Origin of the sequence: Psychrobacillus sp. FSL H8-0484, from assembly GCF_038005325.1 — a bacterium.
Classification (GTDB): domain Bacteria; phylum Bacillota; class Bacilli; order Bacillales_A; family Planococcaceae; genus Psychrobacillus.
Genome location: NZ_JBBOSZ010000001.1, coordinates 2234901 through 2248176, shown reverse-complemented (window position 1 = coordinate 2248176; position 13276 = coordinate 2234901). Strand labels below are relative to the sequence as shown.

The following is a 13276-nucleotide window of genomic DNA, read 5'->3' as shown; positions in this document are numbered from 1 at the left end:
CTAACTTTACCTTGGGTAAAAGTAGTACCAGCGCAGGATTTACAAACAAATTTCTGGTTTGACATATTATCACCTCACCACTTAAATACGGATAATATTGATATAAGTTTCAAAAATTCAGGGGAATATTTCACAAGTTTAGTCGTAGTTCGACCAAAATGTGAAGTAGAAGAAAAGGTGTTCCTCAACTAACGCAGCAAGTTAGTACAATAAGCACTGTGTTAAAATTCGGATAGAAAAAAGGGGAAGAGAGAGGTTTTTTAAATGAATAAAACTATGTTTTACTTTTGGATATTTGCTATTGCTGTTATTGCATTTTTTACAGGGGAAATTGCTACGGTTATGATGCTGTACTTAATTTTAATTACTCTAAATGCAATACATTCAACCATTAAAGATTTTTATGATGATTGGAAAAATAGGTATTAAAGTTGAAATACTGTTTATCTTTTCACTTTTTAAACTACCGGGTGCTTTACTTCAAGAAGGAGTAAAGCTTTTTTCTTATTGAACTAACGTAGCAGTTTAGTTCAATAAGCCAAATGCATTTTTGAAAATTACTAATGGGAAATTTGTTTAATATTGGAACTTCTATTTATTTTAAACGTATTAAAGTAAAGCAGCAGGTTAGTTGAAGAGTGTTGTTTAACTTGTGTTCAACAATCGGGCATTTTGTGTATGGAAAATCAGGTGGACAGAAAAGGTGATGGAATGAGTCTAATTCAAGTTATATATATAGTGCTTATATGGGCAATTCCTATTCTGGGTTCTTGGTATTCCTTCAGAAAAATGGGGAAAGAGAAACAGATAGAGCTTATAAAAGAAATTAGACATCCTTTATCTATTTTAGGTATTATACCTATTTTTATTGGTTTGCTCGTATTTCTTACAGGCTCTGTTTCAGCATCTGGCATAGAAGTCTTACGCCATTTGGGAATTGGTTTAACGTTCTTTGGTTGGTTTGTAAATTGGTTGGTAGGTTTGATAAAAGGAGAGGAAAAAGCTTTTAAGAGTATTGTTATGATCTTAATAGGCGTTTCCGTACTAATTGCTTATATCTATCTGTTTTAACAAACGAGCAAGATTGTTTAATAAGCGTCTCTGTTCTTCTTAAACTAACGCAGAAGGTTAGTTGAAGAAGAATATGGGAGTGAAAAATAGATGATCAATAGTATTTTTAGAGTTATTGGTTTACTTTTAATGGCTAGTCCAGTTCTCTTGTATGGACAAAATATTGTTGGCGAAAAAGTAGCTATTATGATTCTTATTGTAGGTATAATAATTACATTTTTATTTAGAAAAAATAAAAAAATACAAAGTTAACGATGAAGTAAACTATGGACACATTTCGATCATAAAGTGTAATAAATAAGAAGGTGCTTATTCAACTAACGAGTGCTTTAGAGGTGATTTTATAAAATCCAATTAACGGGATATGAATCGATTTTTAAATTGGGGAGCGGGATTATTTGTTAAATGTGATGAGGGTTATTTTTGCGGTGATTACATTCAGTTTAGCAGTATACTTATTCATAACTGTTAAAGACCAGGTAATACCTTATATGTTGTTTTCTTTTGGTGCAATGGTATTGGTTACAGGAATTTCTGAACTAAAAGAAAAACGAAAGACAAATGCAATAATATCCTTCCTTGTATCTGCTTTTGTCCTTTTTGTTTTCATCAATACTTTTAATGCTTTTCACTAACGGTGTTCTTTAGTAAAAGATCATGGAGTTGCCATAGGTAACTCTTATTCTTATTAAACTAACGCAGCAGGTTAGTTGAAGAAGGCAAGTTATTAATAAGCACTGATTTGAACATTTTATTGCGTTTATCAATTTAAGGGGGCGATTTATTGAATAAAGTAGCTTTAATATTTCTATCATTGGTTTTCTTGCTGACTGCTTGCCAAGCAACAGATTCCAATGCAATTTCATTGGAAGAAGTACTATCTTCATTTGAGGAACAGGGATTGTCACTTAAAGAAAGTAAAGTTAGAGATAAAAACATTTTTGGAATGAAACTTAATGGAGTCAGACCTTCTGATTATGAACTGGATGGGAAGATGCTAGCGGTTTATATCTTTGATTCAACTAAAGAACGAGAAAAGGGTTTAGAAGATTTTCAGATAAAACAGCATCTGCAAATGTTGAATCTTATAGCCCATTTAATAAGTTAGAAGAAGAATTCTTGAATCGCTATATTGCCTTTGAATGCGAACCTGTTCATAAATAAGAATTTGTGAGACTATCTATTGGAAATAAAAATAGAAGTACAAGAATAATAAGATATAAAGAGAAGATATCGTTAACCATGTATATTATACGGTACGATCCTGCAATAATATCTTTTGATAAATTGTTTAATAATAAGGATAAGATAGAAATATTATCTAAAAATGATTGTGTGAATATCATATATTATGAAGGAAGTACCAATATAATACAATCGCTATAATAAACATAGCAAAATAAAACATAAAAAAGGAGTTTTTAGACATGAAATTTAAAAAATTATTATTATCTGCAGCAGCATTTGCTTTTGTATCTACATCTGTTTTAGGAGGCACAATGGAAGCTGAAGCTGCAACTTACAACAAAACATTTAAAGATGTTTCTAAAAGTAATGCGAACTATGATGTAATTCACACAATGGCTCAAGAAGGAGTTATTAGTGGGTACGAAGACGGCACATTTAAACCAAATCAAACAGTTAACAGAAAACAAGCTGCTGCATTAATCAATCGTTCTGTTAAAGATTTACCTAAAACAACTTCATTTAACAAACCAAAAGACTTATCAACATCAAATGTTTATTATACTGATATCAAGAAGTTAATGGAAGCTGGATTACTTGAAGCTGACAATAAAGGAAATATTAATCCTAATAAATCATTAACACGTGGAGAGATGGCAAAAATTCTTACAGTTGCTTACAATCTAGATACTAGAGGCTCTCATGAAATGAAAGATGTATCTAGCAAATATGATAAATATGTAACAGCTTTGTCTGTAGCTTATATAACATCAGGTTTTGAAGATCGCACATTCAGAGAAAATCAATCATTAACTCGTGCTCATTATGCTGCTTTTATGTACAGAGCTCAATATTTCAAAACAACAGAAGTGACATTAGATGATTTGAAAACTATGACAGATGCTGAAATTTTAGCTCTTGGCAATAACCAATTAGGTCGGTTAATTTTACCATACAGAAAAGCATTCTATGGAAAAGTAACATTACCAGAAGGACAAAATGATGCATCAGTATTGACTGAGCAGCTGAAGAAGCAATACAATGCTAAATTAGTTGAAATGAATACAAATTACAATATATCATACCCTATGAATTTAAGTGACACAGCAAATTTAAATCATAAATTTAATGGTCTATCAGGCAATGTACTTCAATTATCTCCATTAGATACTATTAATCTTATAAATGAAGCTTATACAACAGGAAAAGTAATGACTTTCGATAAAACAAGCAATTCAAGAAAATTCGTAATGTACTTTAATTATTTAGAAAGCCGTCTTTATATAGCTGTTAATTCAAATTAATGAATTTAATTTTAATGTAAAGGAGGTGAAATATTGAAAAAAATATTTTTTGTATTATTTCTGACATATTTATGGTTTAGCACTTCTATCTTTGTCTATTTTCCAATAACAGCAAATGCTGCATTGCCATCAGGTCCTTACACAATAAAAGATATCGTAGCTCATGATAGTAATCAACATCCTTCTACATTAGCAGAACTAAAAACATATCTATATTCAGGAGGAAAAATACCAGGCCGTACTGGATGGAGTGCATATGAATTAACATGCAAACCAAAAAGTTACGGTACAGGAAATTACTAGGAAAAAGGTATAGAAGTAAATACTTCAGATAGTGGAATGGATAAACACTACTCTGTTTCTGAATATCGTTCTGAAATTGTTGCGGCTTATGGTCAAGACATGTATGACGCGGCACTGGCAAGCGGTTTGACTTTACAATATCAAATAGGATCTAAAACAGAAGACCCAATGTTTTACTCTACTATGTGCATGGACTTGACCTAAGTTTAGTAGTTGAAGTTCATGAAGACATTCAAAAAGTAGTAGATGAATTAGATGAAAATTCGCTTTCATGCAATAGTTTCTTATTCCACTAACGAGTGCTTTAGTTAAAGATCGTGGGGTTGCTTATGCAGCTCTTTTTTCTTATTAAACTAACGCAGCAGTTTAGTTTAAGATGGTTATTTAAGAATGAGAAATGTAAGGGGTGTTTTTATTGAAAAGGCATACCAAGACTGGAAAAATCTTATTTTATTTAGGAGTATGGCTAATGGCAGCTGGATTTGCTTTTAATCAGACATTTGGAATTGCGGATACTCCTGAACCATATGCAACATTTTCTATACCCTTAATTGTTATCGGAATTATATTAGGGGTGGTATCAAACTTTTATAAGAAAAGTAAAGAGAGTAATTAGTGATTTCGAAGGCTTTTCTTATTGTGCTAACGGGTGCTTTAGTTAAAGATCATGGGTTGCTTAGGCAGTCCTTTTTTCTTATTGAACTAACGCAGCAGTTCAGTTGAACAAGGAAGTTTGTTAAAATTGTGATATATGTATGAGAGGATTAAACTCATGTCGATACAACTGGTTTACAGGGAAAGGGGAAACAAATACATGTCGATTTACCATAAAGTAATTGGAAAAGGATATCCCATAGTTATGTTGCATGGTTGGACACTTGACCATCAAGTGATGTTACATGCAATGGAACCGTTATTCGAGAAACGAAGCGGTTGGAAGAGAATATACATAGACTTACCAGGTATGGGGCATTCCGAGTCACAACCATCTATTCAGAACTCTGATGATATTTTAGAAGCTATATTACGTCTTTTGGACGAGATTATCCCTGGTCAACCGTTTATTATTTGTGGTAATTCATATGGAGGGTACATTGCCAGAGGTATAGTCCGTTCACGGCAGGACACAGTTCGTGGATTACTGCTGATGGCACCATTGACTATACCCGAATTAGATGAAAGGGTAGTACCACAGCAGACCGTTCTAAAAAGAGACAGCAACTTGATATCACATTTGTCTCCAGATGAAGTTGATGTATTTTGCTCCATGGGGGTAGTGCAAGGTCAAACTGAATGGGAGAGGTTTCGAAATGAAATTTTACTTCCTTCTAAACAAACAAATTATGAATTCTTAAACCACATTCGTCAAAATGGATATGGCTTTACCTTCGATATTTCATCTAAACTTGAGTATCCCACGCTAATTATCACAGGGCGTCAGGACAATGTAGTCGGATACCACGATGCGTGGCGACTAATTGAAGATTACCCAAGGGCAACTTTTGCAGTGCTTGATATGGCTGGTCACAACCTACAAATCGAACAAACCGATGTATTTAACGCATTAGTTCATAACTGGTTAAACAGACTTGAGTCGGAGAATTTTCGAACCAGTATCTACTGAAATAAAGTTAATCTTGGAATGTACTATTATCAATAGGTTAACAATGTTAATCTATGTTAACATTCCGAGATTTTTAGAATGAACAGTATGAAACTATTATAGGAGAGTCCTAAAATGAAAAAGAAAATGAACTATTTAATCTTACTTTTAACAACCATCTTTATGGTTGGTTGTACCAACTTAGAAGATGCATCCATTACAGATGTAGAAACAGATCCACAAGAAGTAACCACAGTTGAAACAAATAAAAATAGTGAAAAAGAAGAAACTATCACTACGGTTGTTGATGAACCAGTAGTAAAGGAAACACCAACCCAACCAAATAATGAACTGGCCAAACGGCGAGAAAATATCCTAAATGGGACGTATTCAGCTCTGATAATCGCCGTCCAATTGTAGAATGACTAATCGACTTTAATCCGAATTCTTCTAAAAACTTTGGTTTAGAACAAAGTAATAATAATCGACGTACTAACATATCATTCAAAGGATCTATACGTTTTTTTTCCATTGCGGAAGCTACTTAGCTTTGGACGCTGATATCCTAAAAATAATACATAATATTCAGAAAGATGTTGACATTCAGAAATAAGTAATGATATCCTATAGTAGTTAGATATTCAAATTAGAAATGGAGGTACGGAAAATGACTACATTTAGAACTTTAAAAAATAATCGTATAGTGATTTCGTGCCCAACCGCTAATTATTTTTTTGTAAATAATTAATACGGACGGCATGTTATGCCGTTCTTTTTCTATGAGCACACGCTTATGTAAAGAAGCGTGTGCTCTTTTGTGTGCATTTTTAGAAACTTTGGTGTTTTCACGCATTGCGTGTTGCATATATAAACAAAATAACAAGAAAAGGAGTGCTGGTGATGATGATCATAAAACAGCGAAGAAAGTTATTAAAAAAGGAATCTCTCGAAAGTGGATAGCACCGGTTGGGGAAAGATAAACCCCAGTTGACTAAAATGATGCTATTGGTTTAATCGGAAAAATAATAAATGAAGGAGGAAAAAAAATGATGATACCAAAAAAGAGTGGTAAGCAGATTAATAAATTTGTAGGTAAAAATAAATTGGAGTCGCCAACACACTATTTAGGTGAAAAGTGGCTAACAGGAATGGTGCTAGCCACACCTTAACAATATAATTGGACTTCTCCTTAAGGAGAAAAATAATGTTTACGATTAACGATATAGAATATACAAAGCAACGGATGGCTGACTTGGAAAAGGAAGCAAGACAATATAAATTAGGACATAACTACCTATCTAGAAAAAAGAAAATCCAAAAATCTTTTTTGAAAAGAGTCTTGAGTTATTTTACACGCGTAAATTTAAAATAACCTTCAGAATTGGTAACGATAAGTTGATATAAAGTGAACCTTTAATCAGTGGGGGTATTACTGCCAGTTAATGCGGGATAAAGAATCCCATTGAATTCGCTACGGCGCTAGGGATGCACCTCGCCATAAGACGCTGGTCTGATGACTTTGGCTACCCCTGTTAAGGCTCCTGCACTTAGTTCGTTTAGATATTCATTAGTTCGATTTATATAGATAGTAGTCAATTACCTATTCATAACTAAGAATAGATCTCTAGCGCGTGTGAGTACGCACTAGAGATCTTTTTGATTAGAAATATCGATAATTAAGTGAGAGGTACCCGCGTTCTAACACGATTATTATTGGAATTGGAGATATCCCCTTGAGTCTTTCGAGATTATGTTGTTCTCAGATATGCATTGTGAAATGTTACACATAAACTAAAGCCGCAGTTTAGTTCAACAAGAAAGCATGGAGAAATTCATAAAAATAATCGAGGTGATTTCATGAAATATACTTGTCCTTGCTGTGGATATAAAATATTAGAACAAGAACCAACTTATACAGATGCAATTTGCAAAATATGTTTTTGGCAGGATGACGGTGTTCAATTTCAAGACCCTGATTACGAAGGTGGGGCAAATGAAATTTCATTAAGGCAAGCACAAAAGAACTTCATTAAATTTGGGGCATGTGAAGAATATTGTATTAAATTAGTACGAAAGCTAAATAAGGAAGATATAAAAGACTCTAATTGGAAACCACTTGATTAGTGATTTCTTATTAAGCAAACGAGTGCTTTAGTTAAAGCAAGTGGCTGCCTGTATGGGTATTTTACGGGGTAGAGGGAAGGCGTACACCTTTCGCCTTAAACGAATAAAACCCCGCACACGCTAACGCTATTAAACGTTGACGTGACGGGGTTTTGAATACCGATATGGTCTCGACAAGTCTCGAACTTGCGACCCCCACCTTGTCGAGGTGGTGCTCTCCCAACTGAGCTACAAGACCGTTATATGTATATAAAAAATATATATACCAAATGTTGCTAATCTAAATAGTAGCACAAAATAAGGTGGTCGTACATACCTAATTTAGAAAGCATTATATAGTTTAGTCATTTAAGGTAAATAACCTCTGGATTACAGGCATTAGCTGGCTTTTTTTCTTGTAAATTAAAAGCTCTGTTAAATTAAACAAAGTTTCTATGGGAAAAATGAATTAAATTGCGAGGAATGATTATGTCGTTTTTCCATTGAGAAAGTACATATCTTTATTGATTTTTCTAAAGCTGCATATGATATAGCATTAGTTATTCGTTTCTTAAAGTATATAAAAAGATGCTAGATGCTTATTACAATGGGGGTAAATTGCAAAGAATTCTAGAAGAAATCGTAATTTTGATAGAGACTGTATGAATAAAATATAAAGTTCTCCATTTTGTTTGTTATTTATTTTTATGTTTTAGAAAAATCGATTTGAGGGAAACTAAAATAAGAAGGGGATTGTGATAGAGATTTTTACATTCCTTCATTAATTGTCCTGAAATTTTAGCAGAAGAGAGGTACTATAAAAATGAGTTTAACCCCTAAACAAAGAATTGAGTTACATGGCTTTAATAACCTTACAAAGACATTAAGTTTCAATATGTATGATATTTGTTTTACAAGAACGAAAGAAGAACGTGAGAAATATATTGAGTACATTGATGAGCAATATAATGCAGATCGATTGACAAAAATATTAACTAAAGTATCTGAGATTATTGAGGCAAATATTTTAAACATTGCTAAGCAAGATTATGAACCGCAGGGAGCAAGCGTGACAATCTTGGTTTCCGAAGGACCTGTCGATGATTCTTCCGTGGATTCTTTTAAAGAATCACCAGGACCTCTACCTGAAACCGTAGTGGGACATTTAGATAAAAGTCATATAACCGTTCATACTTATCCTGAATATCACCCGGATGAAGGAATTAGTACATTTCGAGCAGATATTGATATTTCCACATGTGGAGAAATTTCTCCATTGAAAGCGTTGAATTATTTAATTCATTCATTTGAGACAGACGTTATGGTTATGGATTATCGTGTACGGGGCTTTACTAGAGATGTAAGGGGTCATAAATTATTTATCGATCATGATATAAACTCTATTCAAAACTATATACCGGTAGGTTTACAAGAAAATTTTCAAATGATTGATGTAAACGTATACCAAGAAAATATATTTCATACAAAATGCAAGCTAAAGAAATTTGATTTAAATAATTACTTATTTGGTTATACAGAAGACGAGTTAACTGAGGATGAGAAGATATTAATCACGAAGAAGTTAAAAACAGAAATGGATGAGATTTTTTATGCTAAAAACATGGCAAGAACAGAATAAAATTTATATGTAACTAATGCATCCATAAGATCAAAAGTCAAAGTGTCTATCAAATTCATCGTTGATTTGGTAGACATTTTTTTTGTCTAAAAGAAGTGTAGTCAAGTAACAAGGAAATGTAAATTTATTTACAAATAAATATAACAATTAGGAACTCAAATATTCCCTTTACGTCTTGGTAATATACGGAATATTTTAAGCATGTTAGGGGGATGATTTTTGTTTAAATATATTATACAACTCATTATTGGATCGGTTGTATTATGTACTGCAACATTTATCGCTTGGTATGAAGGCAGTGCCATTATGAATCATCCATGGGAATGGAAGTATTCAACACCATTTACTAAATTATTACATATGGACATTATGGATGGTCGTGATATTAGCCAGCTAGATTATTTTGTTTATGCCGCTAAATTCCAACCATTATTTCCAACAATTATGATGGTCAGCGGAATCTACATTCTATGTGTAATTGGTTATTATCTATTGAAATGTAATTATGATTGGACTATAGGTTATTTTGGATTGATCGGGTGTATATTGCTAGTGGTAAGTGGTCTCGTTTATAATTCACCAACAAATGGTGGAAGAATTTTTTTCTGGCTCACCTCAGTATGTGGCTTTATATTTATGGCCGTTGCAGGTATGGGTTGGATAAGAAATGCTCAACAAAAGGAGACTATTAACACATAAAAGATGTACCTATGCCTGTAGGTTTATTTTGAAGAAAGGCAACCAGGCCGTTTCTTTTTAGATTGAAAGAAGGGTAGAAGAAGCTCTCCTACCCTTCTTTATATTATTAAATTTCTTCCATTGTTTTTAATGTTCGGTTTAGAATACAGCGAATTGTTGGCGACTGACAGGGCGTTTCGTTTGAAGTAGTATCCATTGAACCATACATGTCAGATGATAGCAATCACTTGAATGCATTTAATATAACCGTTGATTCTTCTAAACTATATGACCAAGAAGATAATAGTTATCGAAAGCTCAATTGCTTTCATTTTCATAGTATAATTCTCTTTTTTTTGTTTTTAATTAACTAAATATTTTTTATTGTATAATAATAGTGGATTAGGATGAATCCTTTGAAAAAAATACAAGGGGAATATTCGCCCTCAGATATTTCTTTCTATTTTAAATACTGTTAGTGTTCTTTATGCATTTATGCTATTCCTTTCTATTGAACTTCAGCTCAACTTCTATCGAATTTGGCGGTTAACGGGTTGGGAGGCAGATTTAATAACTGACTTAACAGCCGTTTTACATATTGTAGGTTTTTTCCTATCAACAATCCTAATCTACGTTATTAAAAGAAATTGGCTGCAAGGAAGAAAAGTTGGGTATTGGTCAGCAATTCTTTGGCTTCCGTATTTAATCTTCTTTCAGTTTCTTTTCGCATACCTATTTCCTATTACTTATCCAGGTGATAAACCTGCACCAGTACAAGGCCTTCTTATTATAGTTCAGCTAATTACTTTTCCGTTTTATTTGACATTTATTTATTTCTTTACATCTGTCATCGAAAGTGTTCCTAAGGAGGACTCCCAAATTAACTGAGAGTAAATCCTACTTTTATGTGAGCATCGTATTTTGTCCGAATATCTAACAAAAACACAAGTTAGGAGCTATTATGAATAAACAAATAAAACCCAATATTCCTGCACAGTTTGTTAATTACATAGGTAAAGTAATTTCGTTTTCTTATCCTAAAAGACAAGGTGCAACTTCTGAAGTAACGCTTCTTCATACGGATAAAGGTCAGTTTGTATGTAAAGTAGCCAGCAAATTAAAATATAGAGAATGGCTTTCGCAAGAAGCAGAAATCATGAAATGCTTGAATGAAGAAACAGACTTGCCTTTACCAACCTACTTTCATTTTGTAGAAGATGAAGATAAGAGTTATTTACTTATGAGTTTGGAGGAAGGAGTGACCTTAAGAGAAGCACTTCAACAATCTCCATCAGATGCTGAAAAATATGCTCTTATCCAAAGTTTTGGAGAGCTTTTACAGCAATTGCACAAAACACAACCGCCAACAGCTTGGATTACGGAAGGAAATTGGCTAGATACACAATTACAAAAAGCGGCTTACAACTTACAAAACTATGAAGTGGATGGGAATCAAGAGTTGCTGGATCAATTAATAAAACATCCACCTATTCGGTCTAAACAAGTGTTGATTCATGGTGATTGCACAATTGATAATGTCCTTGTTTCCAATGGAAGAGTTCAGACATTTATTGATTTATCTGGAGCAGCCAATGGCGATCCTCGCTATGATATCGCACTAGCCATTCGTTCTATTAAAGACAATGAAGCAATGCTAAAGGCTTTTTATAAGGGGTATAGTTTGCAAATGATTACGGCGGAAGAATTCGACTATTTTGATGGGGGTTTATACGAGTTTTTTTAAAATTTATCCAACGAATAGGGTGAAATAATCATGTGGAAGAAGACGATACTCTTTTCATTCAGCATAATAGTTATTAGTATTTTATGGGGTTGTGAGGATACTAGTTCAGTAGATAAACAGAAAGCATTAGAGGAAAACGGCTTATTAATAGAAGAACAAAAGGAACAAATAGATAAGCTAAAGAAACAAAATGAAGAACTGTTAAACGAATTAGATGCTCAAAATATTGACTTGAACTATGCAAAAGAACAAATAACTTATTATGAACAGTTTACGGAAGATGCATTGCTATTTTTAAGTGAATCGGAATTACTTGAGCTTGCAAAAAAACAATGGACTTATTCGTTAACAGTTAACAATCAGCCAATACCTAAGAATGGATACGTAGAAATCCAAGAAAATATAATGGAGATTTCCTTGGTTCAAATACAAGCGCCGTATAATCCATTGCCATATGACATTTATAGCCAAGGTGCAATTAGCGGGAAATATGAAGAACATTTACAACAGTTAACGCCACCCCCAACAGAAACATATTGGACGGATGGAACACTTACAACTGGATTACATTATAAATATGAAAAACTAGAAAGCGCTTCAACCATTTCATTTTTTATTACAGAAGAGTTAAAGGAAAGGTTAGGACTAGATACTACACAGATAGAGGTTGTTAAAAAGTAAAAGTTACTTTAAATGGTAATTTGGGGGAATAAAAATGAAAATTATCGGTCCGTTTATAGTATTTTTGGGTTTAGCTGGTATTACTTTTTCATTATTTGAGTTTCTAACTTTAGAAGGTTTTGAACAACCAAAGTATTTCTGGTTAGGTTTTGTCTCGATGCCTGTTATTTTTGTTGGATTTATCCTAACGGGAGTGGGATATCGAAAGAAAATTCAAAAGTTAAATGAAGATGTTTTGAGAGATCAAATGAGAGCTGCTGGACAAGGATTGAAAGAGGGATTATCGGATTCCATTCAGTATTGCTCCGATTGTGGACATGCAACTGCTCGAACTTCCAAGTTTTGTTCCGAATGTGGAAAGTCTCTCTGATATAAATTAACTGAAAATTATTATAATTAAAAGGTTATTTGCAAAAGGCATTACATTTAATTAATAGCCTAGTGAGAAATGAACTTAGTTAATTATTACTTAAAGTAGTGGAGGGATATGAATGTTTCCAAAAGCTAAATCATTAGGATTAATAGTTAAAGATAATATGATTCTCTTAGAAGAACAAAAAGGGAAACATTCAAAGGGAACAGGAATATTTTATCGGCCAATTGGCGGCACGATTGAACTTGGCGAAATATCAAGTGAAACGGTAATCAGAGAGTACCAAGAGGAAATAGAAGTAAAAATTGCTATTAAAAACTATATTTCTTGTTTAGAAAACATATTTAAAATAGATGAAACTATTGGTCATGAGATTATTCAAATTTATTTAGTGGAATTTGAAGATAGAAGCCTATATCAAAAAGAAAGTTTTAAAGTTGTGGAAGGAAGTAAAATTACATTAGCAAAATGGGTTCCTTTACAAGAACTTTTTAACGAAAAAAAGGTACTCTATCCAAACGGACTTAGTAACTTAATTCTAGATAATATGGAGATGATTGTATGAGCTACGATAATGAAACTGAAAATCAAG

20 protein-coding genes and 1 tRNA gene are annotated in these 13276 nt (G+C 32.9%); 20 read left to right on the top strand and 1 reads right to left on the bottom strand.

Annotated features, from left to right (window positions below):
- Nucleotides 1-264: 264 nt before the first annotated feature.
- The 14 genes from MHH81_RS10915 to MHH81_RS10850 all read left to right on the top strand — a co-directional run bounded on the left by MHH81_RS10915 (nt 265) and on the right by MHH81_RS10850 (nt 7590).
- Nucleotides 265-429, top strand: coding sequence for a hypothetical protein (locus MHH81_RS10915; protein ID WP_340921019.1), 165 nt, complete (start codon nt 265-267; stop codon nt 427-429).
- 249 nt (nt 430-678) lie between these two features.
- Nucleotides 679-1071: a hypothetical protein gene (locus MHH81_RS10910; protein WP_340921017.1), complete on the top strand. Its 393-nt coding sequence runs from the start codon at nt 679-681 to the stop codon at nt 1069-1071.
- A 90-nt stretch (nt 1072-1161) separates the two neighbouring features.
- Entirely contained in the window at nt 1162-1323 is a 162-nt protein-coding gene (locus tag MHH81_RS10905) for a hypothetical protein (RefSeq protein WP_340921015.1), read from the top strand.
- Between the two features lie 155 nt (nt 1324-1478).
- On the top strand, nt 1479-1706 hold the full coding sequence (locus MHH81_RS10900; RefSeq protein ID WP_340925224.1) for a YczI family protein: 228 nt from the start codon (nt 1479-1481) through the stop codon (nt 1704-1706).
- 149 nt (nt 1707-1855) lie between these two features.
- On the top strand, nt 1856-2179 hold the full coding sequence (locus MHH81_RS10895; protein ID WP_340921013.1) for a hypothetical protein: 324 nt from the start codon (nt 1856-1858) through the stop codon (nt 2177-2179).
- A gap of 319 nt (nt 2180-2498) precedes the next feature.
- Nucleotides 2499-3560, top strand: coding sequence for an S-layer homology domain-containing protein (locus tag MHH81_RS10890; RefSeq protein WP_340921011.1), 1062 nt, complete (start codon nt 2499-2501; stop codon nt 3558-3560).
- Between the two features lie 33 nt (nt 3561-3593).
- Nucleotides 3594-3863 carry a hypothetical protein gene (locus tag MHH81_RS10885; protein ID WP_340921010.1) on the top strand — a complete coding sequence of 90 codons (270 nt, stop codon included), beginning with the start codon at nt 3594-3596 and terminating at the stop codon, nt 3861-3863.
- A gap of 36 nt (nt 3864-3899) precedes the next feature.
- Complete coding sequence (locus tag MHH81_RS10880) at nt 3900-4067, top strand: hypothetical protein (protein ID WP_340921008.1); 168 nt, start codon at nt 3900-3902, stop codon at nt 4065-4067.
- 211 nt (nt 4068-4278) lie between these two features.
- Complete coding sequence (locus MHH81_RS10875; RefSeq protein WP_340921007.1) at nt 4279-4479, top strand: hypothetical protein; 201 nt, start codon at nt 4279-4281, stop codon at nt 4477-4479.
- Nucleotides 4480-4677: 198 nt separating this feature from the next.
- The gene (locus MHH81_RS10870; protein WP_340921005.1) at nt 4678-5487 is read left to right on the top strand and encodes an alpha/beta fold hydrolase; all 810 of its coding nucleotides are present in this window, start codon (nt 4678-4680) and stop codon (nt 5485-5487) included.
- 114 nt (nt 5488-5601) lie between these two features.
- A complete protein-coding gene (locus MHH81_RS10865; RefSeq protein ID WP_340921003.1) occupies nt 5602-5886 on the top strand; it encodes a hypothetical protein in 285 nt (94 codons plus the stop codon).
- Between the two features lie 626 nt (nt 5887-6512).
- The gene (locus tag MHH81_RS10860; RefSeq protein WP_282244160.1) at nt 6513-6635 is read left to right on the top strand and encodes a hypothetical protein; all 123 of its coding nucleotides are present in this window, start codon (nt 6513-6515) and stop codon (nt 6633-6635) included.
- 35 nt (nt 6636-6670) lie between these two features.
- Nucleotides 6671-6838: a hypothetical protein gene (locus tag MHH81_RS10855; RefSeq protein WP_340920999.1), complete on the top strand. Its 168-nt coding sequence runs from the start codon at nt 6671-6673 to the stop codon at nt 6836-6838.
- Nucleotides 6839-7323: 485 nt separating this feature from the next.
- A complete protein-coding gene (locus MHH81_RS10850) occupies nt 7324-7590 on the top strand; it encodes a CPCC family cysteine-rich protein (protein ID WP_340920998.1) in 267 nt (88 codons plus the stop codon).
- A gap of 165 nt (nt 7591-7755) precedes the next feature.
- On the opposite strand, the gene MHH81_RS10845 is transcribed toward MHH81_RS10850, so the two are convergent.
- Nucleotides 7756-7828, bottom strand: a tRNA-Val gene (locus MHH81_RS10845).
- A 564-nt stretch (nt 7829-8392) separates the two neighbouring features.
- On the opposite strand from MHH81_RS10845, the gene speD reads away from it, so the two are divergent.
- The 6 genes from speD (at nt 8393) to MHH81_RS10815 (ending at nt 13249) form a co-directional block, all read left to right on the top strand.
- Nucleotides 8393-9208 (top strand): adenosylmethionine decarboxylase, encoded by an 816-nt coding sequence (gene speD / locus MHH81_RS10840; protein ID WP_340920995.1) that lies wholly within the window; start codon nt 8393-8395, stop codon nt 9206-9208.
- Between the two features lie 219 nt (nt 9209-9427).
- Nucleotides 9428-9907 (top strand): YjdJ family protein, encoded by a 480-nt coding sequence (locus MHH81_RS10835; protein ID WP_340920993.1) that lies wholly within the window; start codon nt 9428-9430, stop codon nt 9905-9907.
- Nucleotides 9908-10847: 940 nt separating this feature from the next.
- Entirely contained in the window at nt 10848-11630 is a 783-nt protein-coding gene (locus MHH81_RS10830; protein ID WP_340920991.1) for an aminoglycoside phosphotransferase family protein, read from the top strand.
- A 30-nt stretch (nt 11631-11660) separates the two neighbouring features.
- Nucleotides 11661-12311, top strand: a complete 651-nt coding sequence (locus MHH81_RS10825) for a hypothetical protein (RefSeq protein ID WP_340920989.1) — start codon at nt 11661-11663, stop codon at nt 12309-12311.
- Between the two features lie 34 nt (nt 12312-12345).
- Entirely contained in the window at nt 12346-12681 is a 336-nt protein-coding gene (locus tag MHH81_RS10820) for a hypothetical protein (protein ID WP_340920986.1), read from the top strand.
- Nucleotides 12682-12802: 121 nt separating this feature from the next.
- Nucleotides 12803-13249 (top strand): NUDIX hydrolase, encoded by a 447-nt coding sequence (locus MHH81_RS10815; RefSeq protein ID WP_340920983.1) that lies wholly within the window; start codon nt 12803-12805, stop codon nt 13247-13249.
- Nucleotides 13250-13276 lie beyond the last annotated feature (27 nt).

Coding starts and splice junctions, on each gene's coding strand:
- MHH81_RS10890 (WP_340921011.1), top strand. CDS start 2,499: ATGAAATTTAAAAAATTATTATTATCTGCAGCAGCATTTGCTTTTGTA.
- MHH81_RS10865 (WP_340921003.1), top strand. CDS start 5,602: ATGAAAAAGAAAATGAACTATTTAATCTTACTTTTAACAACCATCTTT.
- MHH81_RS10860 (WP_282244160.1), top strand. CDS start 6,513: ATGATGATACCAAAAAAGAGTGGTAAGCAGATTAATAAATTTGTAGGT.
- MHH81_RS10915 (WP_340921019.1), top strand. CDS start 265: ATGAATAAAACTATGTTTTACTTTTGGATATTTGCTATTGCTGTTATT.
- MHH81_RS10905 (WP_340921015.1), top strand. CDS start 1,162: ATGATCAATAGTATTTTTAGAGTTATTGGTTTACTTTTAATGGCTAGT.
- MHH81_RS10825 (WP_340920989.1), top strand. CDS start 11,661: ATGTGGAAGAAGACGATACTCTTTTCATTCAGCATAATAGTTATTAGT.
- MHH81_RS10855 (WP_340920999.1), top strand. CDS start 6,671: ATGTTTACGATTAACGATATAGAATATACAAAGCAACGGATGGCTGAC.
- MHH81_RS10830 (WP_340920991.1), top strand. CDS start 10,848: ATGAATAAACAAATAAAACCCAATATTCCTGCACAGTTTGTTAATTAC.
- MHH81_RS10820 (WP_340920986.1), top strand. CDS start 12,346: ATGAAAATTATCGGTCCGTTTATAGTATTTTTGGGTTTAGCTGGTATT.
- MHH81_RS10815 (WP_340920983.1), top strand. CDS start 12,803: ATGTTTCCAAAAGCTAAATCATTAGGATTAATAGTTAAAGATAATATG.
- MHH81_RS10850 (WP_340920998.1), top strand. CDS start 7,324: ATGAAATATACTTGTCCTTGCTGTGGATATAAAATATTAGAACAAGAA.
- speD (WP_340920995.1), top strand. CDS start 8,393: ATGAGTTTAACCCCTAAACAAAGAATTGAGTTACATGGCTTTAATAAC.
- MHH81_RS10870 (WP_340921005.1), top strand. CDS start 4,678: ATGTCGATTTACCATAAAGTAATTGGAAAAGGATATCCCATAGTTATG.
- MHH81_RS10910 (WP_340921017.1), top strand. CDS start 679: ATGGAAAATCAGGTGGACAGAAAAGGTGATGGAATGAGTCTAATTCAA.
- MHH81_RS10880 (WP_340921008.1), top strand. CDS start 3,900: ATGGATAAACACTACTCTGTTTCTGAATATCGTTCTGAAATTGTTGCG.